This is a genomic window from Halobaculum gomorrense (assembly GCF_900129775.1).
GTDB classification, from domain to species: domain Archaea; phylum Halobacteriota; class Halobacteria; order Halobacteriales; family Haloferacaceae; genus Halobaculum; species Halobaculum gomorrense.
In genome coordinates this window covers 105,232-119,984 of record NZ_FQWV01000001.1, presented here as the reverse complement: position 1 = coordinate 119,984, position 14,753 = coordinate 105,232, and the positions used below count along the sequence as shown (strand labels likewise).

Below are 14,753 nucleotides of genomic sequence, written 5' to 3'. Positions count from 1 at the left end.
CGGTCAGGCGTCGGACCCGTCGGCGCCGGGCTCGACGCCGTCGGCGAGCAGCGAATCGACGACGAACTCGTCGATGGAACGCCACGCCTGATCGGGGGCGTCGTCGTGGCCCAGCGAGAGCTTCCGGCCGCGGGCGGCGTGAATGATGTCGGTGATCAGTTGCCCCGCCCGCTCGGGGTCGGTGTCGCGGAAGACGCCCCGATCGATGCCGTCCTCGATCACCTCGGTGATGCTGCCGCGGATGCGGTCGTAGTGCTCGTTGAAGATGGCGCGGTGCTCGGCGTCGTTCTGGGCGTGGGTGAACAGCTCGTGGTATACTTTCATGCGGTCCCAGTGGGAGAACTCCTCGAACCCGGGGCCGAACAGGCACTGGTGGACGCGGACCTCCAACTCCTTCCGCGGCGGGGCGTCGCCGTCGACCTCGACGCTGCCCTCGTACTGGTCGATGATGTACTCGAGGAAACTCGACATGAGGTCCTGCTTCCCGTCGTAGTGGTAGTGGATCACCTGGCGCGTCATCTCCATCTCCTCGCCGATGTCGCGCATGCGGAGGTCGGAGTAGCCGTGCTCGCTGAGCGCGCGAAACGTCGCCTCCATGATGTCCTCGCGGGTGTCCGCCGGGACGGACCCCTCCTCCGACTTGCTCATTGCCGGGAGATTGCGCCGAGCCACATATAGCACTTTGTCTCGACCGCCGACGCTTTTGTTTACCAAATGGTAATACTTTCATACCCACACACCCATGTTGCCGATGCACATGGGACAAACGATCATTAAGAATGGGACGGTCGTCACGCTGGATCCCGATATCGGGGAGATCGACGGCGGCGACGTGCTGATCGAGGACAGCAAGATCGTCGAGGTCGGCGAGGACCTCTCGGACGCGAACGCCGAGGAGATCGACGCGTCGGGGAAGATTGTCTTCCCCGGACTCGTCGACTCGCACATTCACCTCGCACAGACGCAGGTCAGGGGCATCGCCGGCGACTGGTCGCTCATGGGTGAGTACTTCGAGCACATGCTCGGCAACATCACCGGGCTCTACCGACCCGAGGACATGTACCTCGGCGGCCTGTTCGGCGCCTTCGAGAAGCTCGCCACGGGGACGACCACCGCCCTCGACTGGTCGTACCCCAACACGCTCGAACACGGCGAGCGCGCCGTCGACGCGCTGCAGGACGCCGGACTGCGCGCGGTGTACACTTACGGCCCGCCGGGCGACGACGCGGCGACGTGGTGGTACGACAGCGACGTGGGGCTTCCCGAGGAGAACATCCGCGAACTGTACGGCGAGAAGATCGACGACGACGACCTCCTCAGCCTGGCAATCGGGCTCCGCGGCCCCGACTTCTGCACCGACGAGACCGCCGTCGCCGACCTGGAGCTGGCGCGGGAGCTGGACGCGCTCTCGACCATCCACATGGGCGCCGCGCAGTGGACCTCTTCGGAGTACAACCCCGAGTACCAGGGCTTCGGCGCCTACGAGGACATGCTCGGTCCCGACGTGAACGTCGCCCACGGGAACCACTTCTCACAGGAAGACATCGATCACGCCGTCGAGCAGGGCGTCTCCTTCTCCTCGACGCCGGAGGTCGAGATGCAGATGGGTCACGGCATTCCAGTCACCGGGAAGGTGCTCGAGGCCGGCGGCCGCCCGACGTGGGGCGTCGACGTCTGCTCGAACGTCAGCGGCGACATGAGCAGCCAGATGCGGGTCGGGATGCAGGTTCAGCGGATGTTCCGCAACCAGGAGATCATCGAGGCCGGCGAGGAAGTGACCGAACTGGGCATCACCGCTCGCGACACGCTGGAGATGGCGACGATCGAGGGCGCCCGCGCCCTTGAGCTGGACGACGAGATCGGCACGCTCACCCCCGGCAAGCGCGCTGACGTGGTGGTGCTCGACGCGAGCGACTTCATGACTGCGCCGTCGCACTCGGCTGTGCAGACGATCGTCTTCCAGTCGGATCCCTCCCACATCGACACCGTGCTCGTCGACGGCGAGCCCGTCAAGCGGAACGGCGAACTGACGAACGACCTCGTCGACGCCGAATTCGACCGGTTCGTCGAGTCCGGACACCGGCTCATCGACGAGGCCGGGATCGACCTCTGAGGGACGGTGCGGCGACGCCGAAGCACGGCACGGCAAACACACCACGGCACGACACCCATTCACGATACACAGATGCGATTCGGACAATATAGCACACCCGAGGACGACGCCGCGTGGACCGGCGCCGTCCGCGACGACGACACGATCGTTCGCCTCCCCGAAGCCGGCGCGGCCGCGGGCGTCGACATCCCCGGCGCGACCGTCGACCTCCTCGCTGACTGGGAGTGGCGACGAAAGGCGGAACTGGCCGTCGAGTACGCCGAGGAGACCGGAACCGGCCTGTACGACGCGAGCGAGGTGGACAGGCACGCGCCCGTGAGCGACCCCGAGAAGGTGGTCTGCGTCGGGCTGAACTACCGCGACCACGCCGAGGAGGGGGGCTACGACCTCCCCGAGACGCCGGTGTTGTTCTCGAAGTTCCCGACGACCGTCGCCGGGCCCGACGACGCGATCGGCTGGGACCCCGACCTCACCGAGAAGGTCGACTACGAGGCCGAGCTCGTCGTCGTGATCGGCGAGGAGGCCCGCCGAGTAAGCGAGGACGAGGCGATGGACCACGTCGCCGGCTACCTCGTCGGCAACGACGTGTCCGCCCGCGACCTCCAGCACGGCGACGGCCAGTGGGTCCGCGGGAAGAGCCTCGACGGGTTCGCCCCGACCGGACCGGAGCTGGTCACGGCCGACGAGGTCGACGACCCGCACGACCTCGCGATCTACGCCGAGGTCAACGGCGAGCGCCTGCAGGACTCCTCGACCGACCAACTCATCTTCGGCGTCGACGAGTTGGTCTCCTTCTGCAGCCAGGCGTTCACGCTGAAGCCGGGCGACCTCATCTTCACCGGGACGCCGCCGGGCGTCGGCGTCTACCGCGAGCCGCCGGTGTTGCTGGCTGAGGGCGACACCGTCACTATCGGCGTCGAGGGACTGGGTGAGTTGACGAACGACTGCGAGTATCGGTAAGCGGGGACCGCAGTCCGTTCCGTCCTGGTTCGTTCGACCTCTCGTCGGTGAAACAGGCGATGGGAAGGTGCTGCCCACCCACCTTTTGCTGCGCTCGGAGCCTCCGGCTCCTCGCTTGCAAAATGTGGATCAAAAGCACTGTGTCACCCACTCAGCGCGGCGAAGCCGCGCTTCGAGGGTTCCTTGGCCCGCTCGCTCGCTGCGCTCGCTCGCGGTGGGTGAACGACCTGTATTGAACGTAGGTTCGTCTTCCGGATCGGTCACGAGGAGATGTAGCCGATCGATTTCGCTGCCACGTCCGCAACTCGATCGTCGACGAGAGAAGTCAGATGAAATTCTACCTCGTCAGGGCTGTTGAGCGTCGCGAGCGACCACGGGAGGACGTGGCTCGGTTTCCCAAGTGGGTCGCCCTCGTAGTCGGTGTCTCGAAGCGTGAGTGACTCCTCGTGGTAGGTCCTCGTAGTAATCAAAGCGGTGATCAGCTGGATCCCGTGAGTGGGGAATTTTGGTCCTCCGAGAACGAGCATCGGGCGGCCCTTGTCCGAGAGCGGATCGGTGGCCCAGACGACATCGCCGCGTTCCAGTTCGTCGAACGCGGTCACTGCACCCGCTCCATGTCGTCGGTCTGGAGGTCGTCGAGACGCTCCTCGCCGTACTGTTCGTCCGCAGTCTCGTGGTGCCGGTGGAGCCGGTAGGCGTTCCGAAGCCGCTCCGCGTCGTCCGTGATCGCCCAGTACGGCCGCTTGTGTCGGACGAGGCCGCGTTCCTTGAGTCGAGAGAGGATCGCGCTCACGGCGTCGGGATCCAGTTCCAGTTCCGCCGCGATCGTCGCCGCCTTCCACGCCCGGTCGTCGTGCTCATCGAGGAACAGGACGATGCGTTCGGTGTCGGTCCGGTCATCGAAGTCGTCGTGGTCGGCGTTCTCGAACTCGTCGATATCGATGGTGCCGCTCGACATACCTCGTTGTTGGTACTGTTGGAAAATAGCTGTTTGGTTTGTTGGATCGTTCTCCCGACTACTCGTCGAACCCGAGCACCCGCCGCGGATTCTCCCACACGACCCTTCGGATGTCGTCGATGTCGATGCCGTAGCGATACAACTCGAACATCGCCCGCTTGATCGCGTACGGGTCGGTTCGGAGGACGTTCGCGCAGTCGGTGTCGATCATGATCCGCTCGGGGCCGTACTCGTCGATGGCGTCGGCGACGGTCGCGGCGTCGACGCCGACGAGCCACGAGTGGCCGATGGTGTAGCTGAGGTAGCAGTCGGTCTCCGCCATCAGGTACGCCGTGTTGTTCTCGTCGGCGTGGGACGCGATCACCCGCTCCTCCGGCAGGCCGGCGTCGTGGGCCGCCGTCACGTCGATCTTCACCGCCTCCAGCGCCGGGTTGTCGCCGTTGATGACTGGGTCCGTGCCGAGGCCGGGATTCTTCTCATAGCCCGGCGTCCCGAGTTCGGGTCGGTACGAACGCTTCGCCGGCGGCGACGTGTTCGGCGTGTGGAGGATCACCGGGAGGTCGTGGTCGTCGGCGATGGCCATCTGCGCTTCGACGACGGCGCGCTGTTCGTCGAGGTCCCACGCTTCGACGTGCTGGCTCGGCGTGACGCCGGTCTCGCCGACGACGGTGACCTCGTCGAGTTCGCAGTACTCGTCCATCGCCGCGAGCACCGCGTCGGGGTCCTCGATGCGGACGCCGGTGTGGATGCCGAGGCCGAGTTTCGCCTCGAAGAAGTGGTTGCGCTCGATGGCCGCGCGGCGGTTGATGGCGTCGTCCCAGAGGTACCGGATGTCCGACGCACGCACCGGCTTATACGGCGTCCAGTGGTAGCCCGAGGAGACCATCACCATTCCGGCACAGCCCGAGAGGGCGTACCGCTCGCGGTCCTCGTACGAGAGGGTGTGCGCGTGGTTGTGGCCGTCGATCCACGGGGTGTTCAGCAGCTCCGTCGGGAGATCGAGGTCCTCGTTCAGGTACGTCGCGTCCGTCGGGCGGGCGGTGGGGTAGTCGGTCATGGGAACAGGCTGTCGGGAGTCGATGGAGGTCGGTGCGTCGGTGTCGTCACGGGCTGTCAGGCAGGGTGCGTCGGTGCGTGGGTCGATGCCCGGTCGTCTCCGCCGGCGTGTCGAAACCGTCGATACTCCGGCGATGATTGTGGCGGCACGTAGTGGTTTACAGTTTGGTAAATATTTATTATCTGGGGTGCGCTGGCACTCGGTATGTCACTGTTGATCGGGACCGACGCGGGGCTGTACCGCGTCGACGACGTTCCGTTCGAGCGAGGCGATCCCGAACAGGTGCTTGACTGTGGCGTCGTCACGGCGGTCCGCACGTTCGACCACGCCGAAGGCGTGTTCGTCGCCTCCTCGGAGGGTGCGTTCCGCTCGACCGACGGCGGCGACACGTGGACCGACCTGGGCGTCCCGCTGGGCGACCGCTTCTGGCACGCCGGGCAAAGCGAGGTGTGGTCGATCCTCGCGACCCGCGACGGCGCGTGGTACGCCGGCACCAACGACCCGTACGTGTTCCGCTCGGTCGACGAGGGCGAGACGTGGTCGGAGCTGAAGGGCTTTCGCAACCTCCCCTCGCGCGGTCACTGGGAGTCGCCGATCGACCCCCACTACGCCCGCCTGCGCGCCCTCGAGGCCGTGCCGGGGCGCCCCGACTCCCTCATCGCGGGCGTGGAAGCCGGCGGGATCCACCTGAGCGACGACGGCGGGCGGACGTGGCGCGACCGCCGCGACACCATCGTCGACGACATCCACCAGGTCCTCCCAGTCTCCGAGGACGTGTGGCTCGCGACGACCGGCTATCTGGATCACAACTTGGAGAACCTCGGGCTCGGCCACGCGGTCGGCGAGGGCGGGCTGTGGCGGACGACCGACGCCGGCGACTCGTGGACGCGGGTCGACCGCGGCAACGACTTCTCGTACATCCGGCAGGTGTTCGTCCACGACGGTTCGGTGTTCTTCTGCGGCGGCGAGGAGGCACCGCCCGCGTGGGTGAACGACGAGCACGAGACCGCACTGTTCGAGTCGACCAACTTCGGGCGCGACTTCGAGCGCGTGTCGTACCCCGGCGAGCCCCACGAGGTGATCGAGACGTGGACCGTCCACGACGGCGACGTGCTGTGCGGGTCGGGGCTGTTTGACGTGCCCGACGCCCGCAACGACGTGGAGGGGCGGATCATCCGCCGCGGCGACGACGGCAAGTACCACACCGTCGGGCGCGTGCCGACGAACGTGAGCCGGATCGAGGCGATCTGACGATGAAGAGCGACGCGCCCTCCCGGCTCGGCCGGCTCATGTACGCCGGCATCCTCGCGTACATGGCGATCGACGGCTTCCGGAACAACGAGAAACGCGTGGGGATCGCCGAGGAGAAGGATGTCCCCGTGCCGGACGTGATGGTCCCGTTCGCGACCGGGATGCTGTTGGTCGCGAATGTCGGGATCCTCCTGTGGCGGTTCCCGCGGCTCGCCGCAGGCGCAGTGCTCGTGTTCTTCGCGAGCACGACCCCCGTGATCCACGACTTCTGGAACCAGGAGGGCGGCAAGCGACAGGGTAACAAGATCAACTTCCTGAAGAATGTCGCGCTGATGGGGTGTGCGGTGATGCTGCTCGACGCCGCGGACGCCTGAGGGGCCCACTACCCGAGTTGCCCCGACCACCCGTCCGAACGACTCACGCCGCCTGCGTCGAGAACCGTTCGGCGATCTCCAGATCGACCGTCGGGTCGGCGTCGAGCGCGTCGAGACACGCCCGACAGATCGGTCGATTCCGGAACGACCGCGGCGGCGACGCGTCGCTCCCGCGGACGACGGCGTCGCCTCCGGTGCAGGCCCGCCAGATCGCACATTCGAGCGCCATATGTGACGCTTGGTAACACGACACAATAAGTAATCGGACGCTATCGCCGTCGGCGCGGTCGTCGGGGGGAGTTCCCGGCGAGTGAGAAGTCCACATAATTGCTTCGCTGTCTCGGGCGTGCCCCGAACAACCGACGGACCGTCATACCCGGGGCCGGCGAACCGAGCGTTCGCATGTCAACGACGACAGCGGCAGACCATTCGACCGAATCGGTTCCGGGTAACTGGCGGGCAGGCGCGCTCGGTGGCATCGTCGGGGGGCTCGCGATGGGCGCGCTGGTGCTCGCGATGAACGCGGCGACGCTCGCGGTCGCGATCCCCTCGCTGTACGGACTGGCTCCGCCGCCGGCGCCGGGGGTCGGGCTCGTCGTCCACGTCTCCCACGGTGCGGTTCTCGGCGTGGTGTTCGCGGGGATCGTGGCTGCGCTCGGAGTCGACTCGGACGCGCGGATCGTCGGGCTCGGTCTCGGTTGGGGCGTCGTGACCTGGGCGGTGCTCGCGGCGCTGGTGATGCCGGTGTGGCTCGGCGCTGTCGGCTCGCCCGCGAACCCGCCGCTTCCGAACTTCGCGCCCCCGTCGCTGCTGTGGCACGCGGTGTACGGACTCGGCCTCGGCGGAGTCTACGCCGCGACGGTCGGCCGGCTGTGAGCGCGGACGCCGAGCCCACACCGACCAGCCGCGGCAAACGCGTTACGGCTCTCTGAACACGGTCCACTGCGTCGCCGATCCCGCGTCTGCGTCGGCGATCCCCTCCACCTTCTCGCGGCTGAGTTCGTCGATCTTGTCCGTCGCCGTCGCCGCCCACGAGAGGAACACCTCGTGGAAGCGACGACGGACTGCCTCGGGCGGCTCCGGCGAGTAGGCGTACACGTCGCCGCCGCGGTCGAGGATCTGCCGACGTTTCTTCACGACGCCGAGGCTCGCGAGGTGGTTGAGATGCCGGGCGACGACGCTGCGGTCGTAGTCGACTCGGTCGGTCAGCTCCGCGACCGTAAGCGTGCCTCCCTCCATCACGCACAGACAGACATCAAGCTCCGCCGGCGACATGCCGAACACGACGCGCAGGAGGTCGTCGAGGGCTGGCTCTGGAATCGGCTCCGCCGCGGCGGAGTCGCGGTCGTCGGCGGGATCGCGTCCGGAGCCGGCGTCGCCGGCGGAGTCGATCTGCGCCATCGCCGACCCGCAGCAGGAGATTCCGCCGGAGCCGACGCTCAGCGCCCCGCAGTCGTCACACTCGAACAACCGGGTGTCATCGTCGCGGTGGCTCATGCGTGTACCCTCGTATATCCTAAATAAGAAACGCCCGCGGATGGCCGTCTCGACTGCCCAGCCGACGACCGTCCGGCGGTGACGACTCGGCGTTTACCACCCGGCGAACTTGTCCCGGCGGTACAGATCCAACTCGCTCACGGTGTCGGTGCCCGCCTGCGAGAGACAAAAGCGGATCCCGTCGGCGATGGCGTCCGGGTCCGTCACGTCCGCGGAGTCGAACTGCTCCTCGAACGAGGCCCCCTGCTCGCTGGCGAACTCGGTGCGCACCTCGGTGGGGTTGATCACGCTGACGGCGACGCCGTCGGGGCCGACGCTCCCCTCCAGGCTGTGGGCGAAGCCGCGCACCCACCACTTGCTCGCGGCGTACACCGGGTTGCCGGGACGGGGGTACTCGCTGGCGAAGCTGGCGACGAACACCAGCGTCCCGTCGGACTCGCGGAGGTGGGGGAGCGCCGCCCGCGCCGTGTGGAAGGCGCCGTCGACGTTGACGGCCATCATCGTCCGGTAGTCGTCGATCGACATCGAGTCGAGATCGCCGTCGAGGCCGACGCCCGCGTTGGCGACCACGCCGTCGAGCCCGTCGAGCGCCTCGGCGGCGCCCTCGATGAACGCCTCGACCCGCTCGCGCTCGGTCACGTCGACGGCGGTCGCCTCGACGGTCACGCCGTGTTCGGCCTCCAGGTCGGCCGCGAGGTCGGCCAGTTTGTCCTCGCGTCTGGCGCCCAGCGCGAGGTCGACGCCCGCCGCCGCGAGCGTCCGCGCCGTCGCCGCGCCGATGCCCGAACTCGCGCCCGTGATCGCGACCGCGTCGCCGTCGATGTCTCGCATAAACGGGCGGTCGACCCCGGAGGGCAAAAGTGGGTCGGCGGCGCGCGGACGCGTGGGCCGAGGGTTCCTCCCGACGGTCACGTCAGTCGTCCGCGGGGACCCCGGTCGGTCCACCCGCGCCGGTGACAGCCGGACGGCTCTCGGCGACCCGGAGCGAGACGACCGCCGCCGCCGCCAGCGCGAGCACCGACGCCGCCGCAAAGGCCGTCGGGTAGCCCGCGACGGTGGCGACCGCGCCCACCCCCAGCGGGCCGACGACGCCGCCGACCGACCGCGCGGTCGACGCCAACCCCATCAGCTCCGACTCGCGGTTCTCGGGCGCCACGTCGCCGACGAACGCGACCGAGCCGGTCCACATCGCGGAGAACGCCACCGCGAGCGTGACGTAGCCGAGCGCGACGACCGCCGCCGCAGCGATCCCGCCGGGAGCGAACACCGCTGCGGCGGCGACGAGGCCGAAGGCGGCCGAGCCGGCCATTCCCAGCGTGATCATCGGCTTCCGGCCGCGCTCGTCGACGACGCCCCCGAGGTAGTACATCAGCGCGGTCTGGGAGACGGGGTTGAACGCCAGCACCGCGCCCATCCACGCCTCGGGGAGCCCGAGCGTCGTCACGATGTAGACGGGCATGAGCGCGCCGACGCCGGACACCGTCGCCTGGCGGGCCGATAAGCCGAGGTAGAGCCAGCCGAGCCCGTTCGTCGAGAGGTGGCCGCGTTCGCCCGCCGCGGGCAACAGTCGCGAGTGGACCTCCCGTGGGAGCGACTCCGCGTCGGGGTCGGGCGTCGCGTCGCCGGGATCGACGAGCGCGACGGCGACGGTCGCGACCAGCGAGACGGCCGCGACGACGACGTACACGTCGCCGGGGACGAGCGCCCCGAGCACCAGGCCGGCGGCGAACTGTCCCGTTCCGGCGCCGGCGGCGGTGAACGCGTTGTACGAGCCGACGGATTTCCCGCGGCCGCCGGGACCGCCGCGCTCGGAGGCCACCGTCAACATCAGCGGGCCGAAGCCGGCGATGAAGACGGCGTACAGCCCCCGCACGAGCACTTGGACCCACACAGGGTCGACGGCTATCGGGAGCGCATCCGAGGCGGCGCCCGCGACGACGTCGACCACGAACAGCGGCGTCAGCGCGAGTGTCGCGCCGAGTCCGGTGCCGACGAGGATGGCCCGTCGACGACCGGTCACATCCGCGAGCGCGCCCCAGACGGGCGCGAACAGGATGATGCCGAGCGAGAACGCGGTCGCGAGCAGCGACACCTCGAGCGCCGACCCGGTGCGTCCGACGTGGACCGCCAGCGACGTGCCGAGGAGGGCCCCCGCGGTGACTCGCGTGACCGCCGCGAGTCCGACGAGCGCCGTCTCGCGATCGATGCGGGGGCGACGTGCGGAGGGGAAGTTCATACGAACCGAAACACTCCCGGCGACCAAAGTCCTCGGCTCGCGGCGGAGATCGCCGGAAAGCGTGCGGTTCGACCCCACGAGTCGTGCGGACCGCGGCCGCGCCGTCGACGGCCGGTTATCGATCAGATCGACGACCGGAGCGGCGGAAATAAACGGTCTCGACCACGCAGAAAGCGTCGTGAACTCACGGCGGTGCAGCCGGTCGGAGCCGCGAACGGTCGTGAACGGCCCGTGAACCGAGCGAAGCGCCGCCAACGGTCTGGCGGGTATAGGTGGTCGCGGTTGCACGTACCAGGTACGCCCGACCCATGTCCACGACCGATCGAACATCCTCCGTTCCCGTTCCCGACGCCGACGATATGTCGGCACCCCGGCTCGCTCACCGAGCGGCCGCCTCCGCGAGCGCGGCGTTCGACGGGGCCGCCCGCATCGGCGAGACCGTCGCCTTCTGGCTTGCAGCCCTCCTCCCGCTGGCGTACCTCCCGGCGCTCGCCTCCGGCATCGCGTCGGCCCGACCCCTCCTCCTCGCCGGGCTGGTCACCGCCCACGCGGCCGCGCTGGTGCTCGGCCGCGGGCACGCGAGCGACGCGAGCGACGCGGACGACGCAGTCGGCGACAGCGCTGCCGACCGCTGATCGGGCGTCGCCCAGCCGACCGCGCGATACCGGCGATCGCGGCGCGCTCCGGTCCCCGGCCGCGGTCAGCGCCGACTTCCGCGTTCGAGCCGACGGCGCTCCTCGCGAAGGATCCGCTCCCAGACCCCGAACAGCACCGAGTTCAACCGATAGCTCGTATCGATGTCCCTCACCCACGCGTCGTCGGCGAACAGCAGCCGCTGAAACCGTCGCACCGCCGGCGAGAGGTCGTCGCGACCGCCGGTGTAGTACGCCGCCGACTCGCGGATCGTCCGGTCGAGCAGGTCTCCGGGGACCGCGATCCCGGCCGCTGCGGCGACGTGGGCGAACCACTCCGTGTGCAACACGGCGTCCGCGAGCACGAACGAGCGCTCGAACGCCTCGAACCCGCCCGCGTCCCGGACCGCGGCGACCGCGTCGGCGCCGACGGCGAGCCCCGACGGCGGCGTGAACGTGGGGCCGTCCGCCGACGGCGCGCCGGCGCGCACCCGGAACGGCGCAGCGACCCGCCGGAGGCGGCGCTCCGCCAGCGCGACCGGCGCGGCGAGCGCGAGCCGGTACCACCGCGGCGTGTACCGCAGGAACGGCCGGCAGAACGCGGCGTCCCCCGAGTACGTCGCGGCGATGACCCGCGCGGTCGCCGGCGACACGTCCGTTCGCCCCTCGCGCAGCGCGGCGACCGGCTCCGCCGGGTCAGCGAGCGGATCGGCGCCCGTCGCGTCCGCGCCGCCGCGGTCGAAGCCCATCCCGTCGGCGACGCGGTCGGTGTACTCGGCGCCCGCGCGGTACCACTCGGCGAAGTCCGCCACCCCGCGGGCGGCCAGCAGTCGCAGGAGGGTCACAGCGGGAGGAGGTGACGCCCGACCGTAGCTGTCCCGGTCACAGACCACGTGGCGACCCGCCCGCCGGCCGACAATCCGCCGCGCGGTCAGGAGTCGGCGTTGGGCGACCGCTCCGGCGTCTCCGCGTCGGCCCCTCCCGCCCCCGATCCGTCTCCGGCGGCCCGCTCGCCGTCCCCGGTCGTCGGGTCCGTGCCGACATCGGCTCCTCCCGCGTCGACCGGTTCGCCCGTGATGACGTGGGGGAACGCGTGTGCGGCCACCTGGACGACGACGACCGCGAGCAGGGGGCCGAAAAACAGACCGTACCAGCCGAACAGCGCCGCCCCGAGGACGTACGCGAAGAGGATCAGCCCGTCGTGAAGCGTCCGCCCGGACAGCAGCGGCCGCACCACCGTCTGCGGGAGCACGTCGAGCAGGAGGAACGAGACCACGAGGAACGCCAGCGGCGCGGCGAACCCCGCATCCGAGACGGCCGCCTCCCGGAGCAGGTACGCGCCCGCCGGGACGTACACCAGCTTCCCGACGACGATCGGGACGAACGTCGCCAGCCCCGTGAGCAGCGCGAGCAGCGTCGGCACCGGCAGCGCGACGGCGGGCGCGACGAGCGCGTTGTACCCGTTGTAGACGACCAGCGCCGCGACGGTCACGCCGAACACGGTGGCGACGTTGCCGATGTACACCCGTTCGAGGTCCGCGTCGACCGCCCGGGCCAGCGCGTACGCCGAGGACTCCTCGCCGGCGACGTTCCCGCGCGCCCACGCCGCGACCCGCTCGTCGTCGCGCAGAAGGAAGAACGCCAGCGACAGCGACAGGGTGAGGTGGAGCACCGCCCCCGCGGCGGCACCGGCGGTGCGGACGACGGCAAGCGCCTGCTCGCGCAGCGCCCCCAGTCGGTCGAGTCGCCGCAGGAACGCCCGGGGGTCGCGCAGCACCGCCGAGACCGACCGCGGGTCCCCCGGAAGCCGGGAGAGGACCGCCTGCACCGCGTCCGGCCCCACGACCGTCGCGAACTCGCGGAACGCGACGACGCCCGCGTACCCCACCAGCACGAGCAGCGGGAGAACCAGCGCCAGCATCGTCAGCGTCGCCGCGACCGAGCGGTCGTCCACCCGGCGCTCGACCGCCCGGCGGATCGGGCGGGCCCCGTAGTAGACGAACAGCCCGAAGACGAGCGTCCCCACGAACGAGTAGACGAACAGACCCACCACCCCGACCGCGACGACGGCGGCCGCGAGCCACAGCCGGCGTGACCGCTCGGGCGTCCGCAGGTCCATACCGTCGGCTTCGCCGCCGACCGACGTGTAGTCTATGGTTCGTACTGTCGGGCGTGCGCAGTTCACGAACATCGCCGCCCCGGGGCGGCGAACGAGTTCACGCGGGGACGCCCGACGGTATCAGTCCCCGTCGAGTTGGTCGGTTAGTCCCCACTCGTCCGCGCGGGCGCGGGCCTCCGCTCGCGCCTCCCGGCGGACCGATTCGACGCGCTCCTCGTCGGCGAGAAACGCCGCCAACGCGTCGTGGTCGCCCGTCGCGTCGCGTCGCTCCGGCGGCGCGGCCCGGCGGCTCCGATCGGCGAGTTCGTCGTCGTCCGCGAGCTCTCGGGCGGGCGCGTCGGGGGCGACGCGGAACGGGTCGCTCCCGTCGGCGACTGCGTCGTGCAGCGGCGCCAGCGCCTCCGTCGGGAGCCGGTAGCGTTCCACTCGAACAGGCGTCGTACCCGCCAGCGCCGCCAGCGCGGCCGGACCGTCGGCGTCGCCGCCGGCGTCGTACGTGAGCACGGGGACGCCGTCGGCGAGCGTGATCACGGCCTCGCTCCCGCCGCCGCCCAGCAGCGCGTCCCCGGGTTCGAGCCGGAGGTAGCCGGTGAGTTCGTCGTCGAGCGACGCCGCCAGCGGGGCGGCGAAGTCGGTGGCGACGCCGGCGCCGACCAGGTCGCCGCGGGGGAGCCGCTCGCGGACGGGCTCGGTCGCCGCCGGCGAGTGTCCCTCGGTCATGGCCGCTCGGGGACGACCGCGCTCCGGAACCGGTCGGCCACGTCGCCGGCGGCCTTCGGCTTGGGGTCGATCCCGGCGGCGGCCGCCCGGTAGGCCGCGGCGGCGTCGCTGTCGGGCGCGTGCGCGAGCAGGGGCTCGCCCGCGTCGCGGGCCGCGCGGGCGGCGTCGCTGTCGGGGATCGACCCGAGCGTCGGTCCCTCGAAGTAGCGCTCGGCCTGGTCGCCCACGGAGCCGAGGTCGCCGCGGACCTTGTTGAACAGGACGCCCGCGACCCCCGTACCGTAGGAGGCGGCGTACTCCTGCACCTTCAGCGCGTCCGAGAGCGCGGGGATGGTGGGCTGGGTGACGACGACGACGCGGTCGGCGAGCACGATCGGGAGGACGGCGGACTTCGAGGCGAGCGTCGCCGGCGAGTCGAGGAGGAGCACGTCGGCGTCGGCGGCGAGTTCGGCGACCACCTCCCGCAGGCGCGAGGGGTCCGAGCGCTCGAACGCCGCGAGGCTGGTGCCGCAGGGAACGACGCGCATGCCGTGGCGCTCGTACGTCGCGTCAGCAACGTCGACGGCGGCGCCGTCGGGGCCGCGCGCGTCGGGCGCGAGCAGGTCCTGGAGGGTGACGGGCGCGTCCGCGAGACCGGCGTGAAACAGGAGATTCGCCATGCCCGTGTCGGCGTCGACGACGGTCACGTCGTACCGTTGCGCGAGCGCCATCCCGAGCGCGAGCGTGGTGGTGGTCTTGCCGGTGCCACCTTTCCCGCTCGCCACCGCGAACGCTTCGACCATACTCTCGCTGGCTCGGGTTCCTACAAATACGTTCGGGTCGCCGCCGGTGAAAAC

The 14,753-nt window shown here is 70.1% G+C and carries 18 protein-coding genes; 6 read left to right on the top strand and 12 right to left on the bottom strand.

What is annotated here, in order from left to right; translation table 11 throughout:
• Nucleotides 1–3: 3 nt before the first annotated feature.
• On the bottom strand, nt 4–648 hold the full coding sequence (locus BUE16_RS00590; protein ID WP_073306472.1) for a TetR/AcrR family transcriptional regulator: 645 nt from the start codon (nt 646–648) through the stop codon (nt 4–6).
• A gap of 109 nt (nt 649–757) precedes the next feature.
• Here BUE16_RS00590 and BUE16_RS00585 point away from each other — a divergent pair, with 109 nt between their 5' ends.
• Nucleotides 758–2,113 (top strand): amidohydrolase family protein, encoded by a 1,356-nt coding sequence (locus BUE16_RS00585; RefSeq protein ID WP_073307016.1) that lies wholly within the window; start codon nt 758–760, stop codon nt 2,111–2,113.
• A gap of 72 nt (nt 2,114–2,185) precedes the next feature.
• Nucleotides 2,186–3,073, top strand: coding sequence for a fumarylacetoacetate hydrolase family protein (locus BUE16_RS00580; protein WP_073306470.1), 888 nt, complete (start codon nt 2,186–2,188; stop codon nt 3,071–3,073).
• Between the two features lie 260 nt (nt 3,074–3,333).
• Here the strand turns inward: BUE16_RS00580 and BUE16_RS00575 are convergent, their stop codons facing one another.
• From BUE16_RS00575 to BUE16_RS00565, 3 genes are read right to left on the bottom strand one after another with little or no spacing between them, the layout of a single operon-like run.
• Nucleotides 3,334–3,675 carry a PemK-like protein gene (locus BUE16_RS00575; RefSeq protein WP_073306468.1) on the bottom strand — a complete coding sequence of 114 codons (342 nt, stop codon included), beginning with the start codon at nt 3,673–3,675 and terminating at the stop codon, nt 3,334–3,336.
• The gene (locus BUE16_RS00570; protein ID WP_073306466.1) at nt 3,672–4,031 is read right to left on the bottom strand and encodes a helix-turn-helix domain-containing protein; all 360 of its coding nucleotides are present in this window, start codon (nt 4,029–4,031) and stop codon (nt 3,672–3,674) included. Before BUE16_RS00570 ends, BUE16_RS00575 begins: the two co-directional genes overlap by 4 nt.
• Before the next feature lie 58 nt (nt 4,032–4,089).
• Entirely contained in the window at nt 4,090–5,088 is a 999-nt protein-coding gene (locus BUE16_RS00565; protein ID WP_073306463.1) for a TatD family hydrolase, read from the bottom strand.
• 204 nt (nt 5,089–5,292) lie between these two features.
• On the opposite strand from BUE16_RS00565, the gene BUE16_RS00560 reads away from it, so the two are divergent.
• Both BUE16_RS00560 and BUE16_RS00555 read left to right on the top strand, forming a co-directional pair.
• A complete protein-coding gene (locus BUE16_RS00560; RefSeq protein WP_073306461.1) occupies nt 5,293–6,339 on the top strand; it encodes a WD40/YVTN/BNR-like repeat-containing protein in 1,047 nt (348 codons plus the stop codon).
• 2 nt (nt 6,340–6,341) lie between these two features.
• Complete coding sequence (locus BUE16_RS00555) at nt 6,342–6,713, top strand: DoxX family protein (protein WP_073306459.1); 372 nt, start codon at nt 6,342–6,344, stop codon at nt 6,711–6,713.
• A gap of 43 nt (nt 6,714–6,756) precedes the next feature.
• On the opposite strand, the gene BUE16_RS00550 is transcribed toward BUE16_RS00555, so the two are convergent.
• A complete protein-coding gene (locus tag BUE16_RS00550) occupies nt 6,757–6,942 on the bottom strand; it encodes a hypothetical protein (protein ID WP_073306457.1) in 186 nt (61 codons plus the stop codon).
• A 173-nt stretch (nt 6,943–7,115) separates the two neighbouring features.
• Between BUE16_RS00550 and BUE16_RS00545 the strand changes: the two genes are divergently transcribed.
• Nucleotides 7,116–7,589 carry a histidine kinase gene (locus BUE16_RS00545; RefSeq protein WP_073306455.1) on the top strand — a complete coding sequence of 158 codons (474 nt, stop codon included), beginning with the start codon at nt 7,116–7,118 and terminating at the stop codon, nt 7,587–7,589.
• 42 nt (nt 7,590–7,631) lie between these two features.
• Here the strand turns inward: BUE16_RS00545 and BUE16_RS00540 are convergent, their stop codons facing one another.
• The 3 genes from BUE16_RS00540 to BUE16_RS00530 all read right to left on the bottom strand — a co-directional run bounded on the left by BUE16_RS00540 (nt 7,632) and on the right by BUE16_RS00530 (nt 10,446).
• Nucleotides 7,632–8,210, bottom strand: a complete 579-nt coding sequence (locus BUE16_RS00540; protein WP_073306453.1) for a MarR family transcriptional regulator — start codon at nt 8,208–8,210, stop codon at nt 7,632–7,634.
• Between the two features lie 93 nt (nt 8,211–8,303).
• Complete coding sequence (locus tag BUE16_RS00535) at nt 8,304–9,041, bottom strand: SDR family oxidoreductase (protein WP_073306451.1); 738 nt, start codon at nt 9,039–9,041, stop codon at nt 8,304–8,306.
• An 82-nt stretch (nt 9,042–9,123) separates the two neighbouring features.
• Nucleotides 9,124–10,446: an MFS transporter gene (locus BUE16_RS00530; RefSeq protein WP_073306449.1), complete on the bottom strand. Its 1,323-nt coding sequence runs from the start codon at nt 10,444–10,446 to the stop codon at nt 9,124–9,126.
• 359 nt (nt 10,447–10,805) lie between these two features.
• Between BUE16_RS00530 and BUE16_RS00525 the strand changes: the two genes are divergently transcribed.
• Entirely contained in the window at nt 10,806–11,081 is a 276-nt protein-coding gene (locus BUE16_RS00525) for a hypothetical protein (protein WP_073307015.1), read from the top strand.
• Nucleotides 11,082–11,146: 65 nt separating this feature from the next.
• On the opposite strand, the gene BUE16_RS00520 is transcribed toward BUE16_RS00525, so the two are convergent.
• The 4 genes from BUE16_RS00520 to BUE16_RS00505 form a co-directional block, all read right to left on the bottom strand.
• Nucleotides 11,147–11,923, bottom strand: a complete 777-nt coding sequence (locus BUE16_RS00520) for a hypothetical protein (RefSeq protein ID WP_073306447.1) — start codon at nt 11,921–11,923, stop codon at nt 11,147–11,149.
• An 86-nt stretch (nt 11,924–12,009) separates the two neighbouring features.
• A complete protein-coding gene (locus BUE16_RS00515; protein WP_073306445.1) occupies nt 12,010–13,197 on the bottom strand; it encodes an AI-2E family transporter in 1,188 nt (395 codons plus the stop codon).
• 120 nt (nt 13,198–13,317) lie between these two features.
• A complete protein-coding gene (locus BUE16_RS00510; protein ID WP_073306443.1) occupies nt 13,318–13,917 on the bottom strand; it encodes a hypothetical protein in 600 nt (199 codons plus the stop codon).
• Nucleotides 13,914–14,699 (bottom strand): nucleotide-binding protein, encoded by a 786-nt coding sequence (locus BUE16_RS00505; protein WP_073306440.1) that lies wholly within the window; start codon nt 14,697–14,699, stop codon nt 13,914–13,916. The genes BUE16_RS00510 and BUE16_RS00505 overlap by 4 nt, the downstream gene beginning before the upstream one ends.
• Nucleotides 14,700–14,753: the final 54 nt, after the last annotated feature.

What these genes read in the sequence shown, in the direction of transcription:
- BUE16_RS00590 (WP_073306472.1), bottom strand. Translation starts at nt 648, where the DNA reads ATGAGCAAGTCGGAGGAGGGGTCCGTCCCGGCGGACACCCGCGAGGAC.
- BUE16_RS00560 (WP_073306461.1), top strand. Translation starts at nt 5,293, where the DNA reads ATGTCACTGTTGATCGGGACCGACGCGGGGCTGTACCGCGTCGACGAC.
- BUE16_RS00535 (WP_073306451.1), bottom strand. Translation starts at nt 9,041, where the DNA reads ATGCGAGACATCGACGGCGACGCGGTCGCGATCACGGGCGCGAGTTCG.
- BUE16_RS00545 (WP_073306455.1), top strand. Translation starts at nt 7,116, where the DNA reads ATGTCAACGACGACAGCGGCAGACCATTCGACCGAATCGGTTCCGGGT.
- BUE16_RS00510 (WP_073306443.1), bottom strand. Translation starts at nt 13,917, where the DNA reads ATGACCGAGGGACACTCGCCGGCGGCGACCGAGCCCGTCCGCGAGCGG.
- BUE16_RS00570 (WP_073306466.1), bottom strand. Translation starts at nt 4,031, where the DNA reads ATGTCGAGCGGCACCATCGATATCGACGAGTTCGAGAACGCCGACCAC.
- BUE16_RS00515 (WP_073306445.1), bottom strand. Translation starts at nt 13,197, where the DNA reads ATGGACCTGCGGACGCCCGAGCGGTCACGCCGGCTGTGGCTCGCGGCC.
- BUE16_RS00555 (WP_073306459.1), top strand. Translation starts at nt 6,342, where the DNA reads ATGAAGAGCGACGCGCCCTCCCGGCTCGGCCGGCTCATGTACGCCGGC.
- BUE16_RS00540 (WP_073306453.1), bottom strand. Translation starts at nt 8,210, where the DNA reads ATGAGCCACCGCGACGATGACACCCGGTTGTTCGAGTGTGACGACTGC.
- BUE16_RS00530 (WP_073306449.1), bottom strand. Translation starts at nt 10,446, where the DNA reads ATGAACTTCCCCTCCGCACGTCGCCCCCGCATCGATCGCGAGACGGCG.
- BUE16_RS00505 (WP_073306440.1), bottom strand. Translation starts at nt 14,699, where the DNA reads ATGGTCGAAGCGTTCGCGGTGGCGAGCGGGAAAGGTGGCACCGGCAAG.
- BUE16_RS00565 (WP_073306463.1), bottom strand. Translation starts at nt 5,088, where the DNA reads ATGACCGACTACCCCACCGCCCGCCCGACGGACGCGACGTACCTGAAC.
- BUE16_RS00585 (WP_073307016.1), top strand. Translation starts at nt 758, where the DNA reads ATGGGACAAACGATCATTAAGAATGGGACGGTCGTCACGCTGGATCCC.
- BUE16_RS00580 (WP_073306470.1), top strand. Translation starts at nt 2,186, where the DNA reads ATGCGATTCGGACAATATAGCACACCCGAGGACGACGCCGCGTGGACC.
- BUE16_RS00550 (WP_073306457.1), bottom strand. Translation starts at nt 6,942, where the DNA reads ATGGCGCTCGAATGTGCGATCTGGCGGGCCTGCACCGGAGGCGACGCC.
- BUE16_RS00525 (WP_073307015.1), top strand. Translation starts at nt 10,806, where the DNA reads ATGTCGGCACCCCGGCTCGCTCACCGAGCGGCCGCCTCCGCGAGCGCG.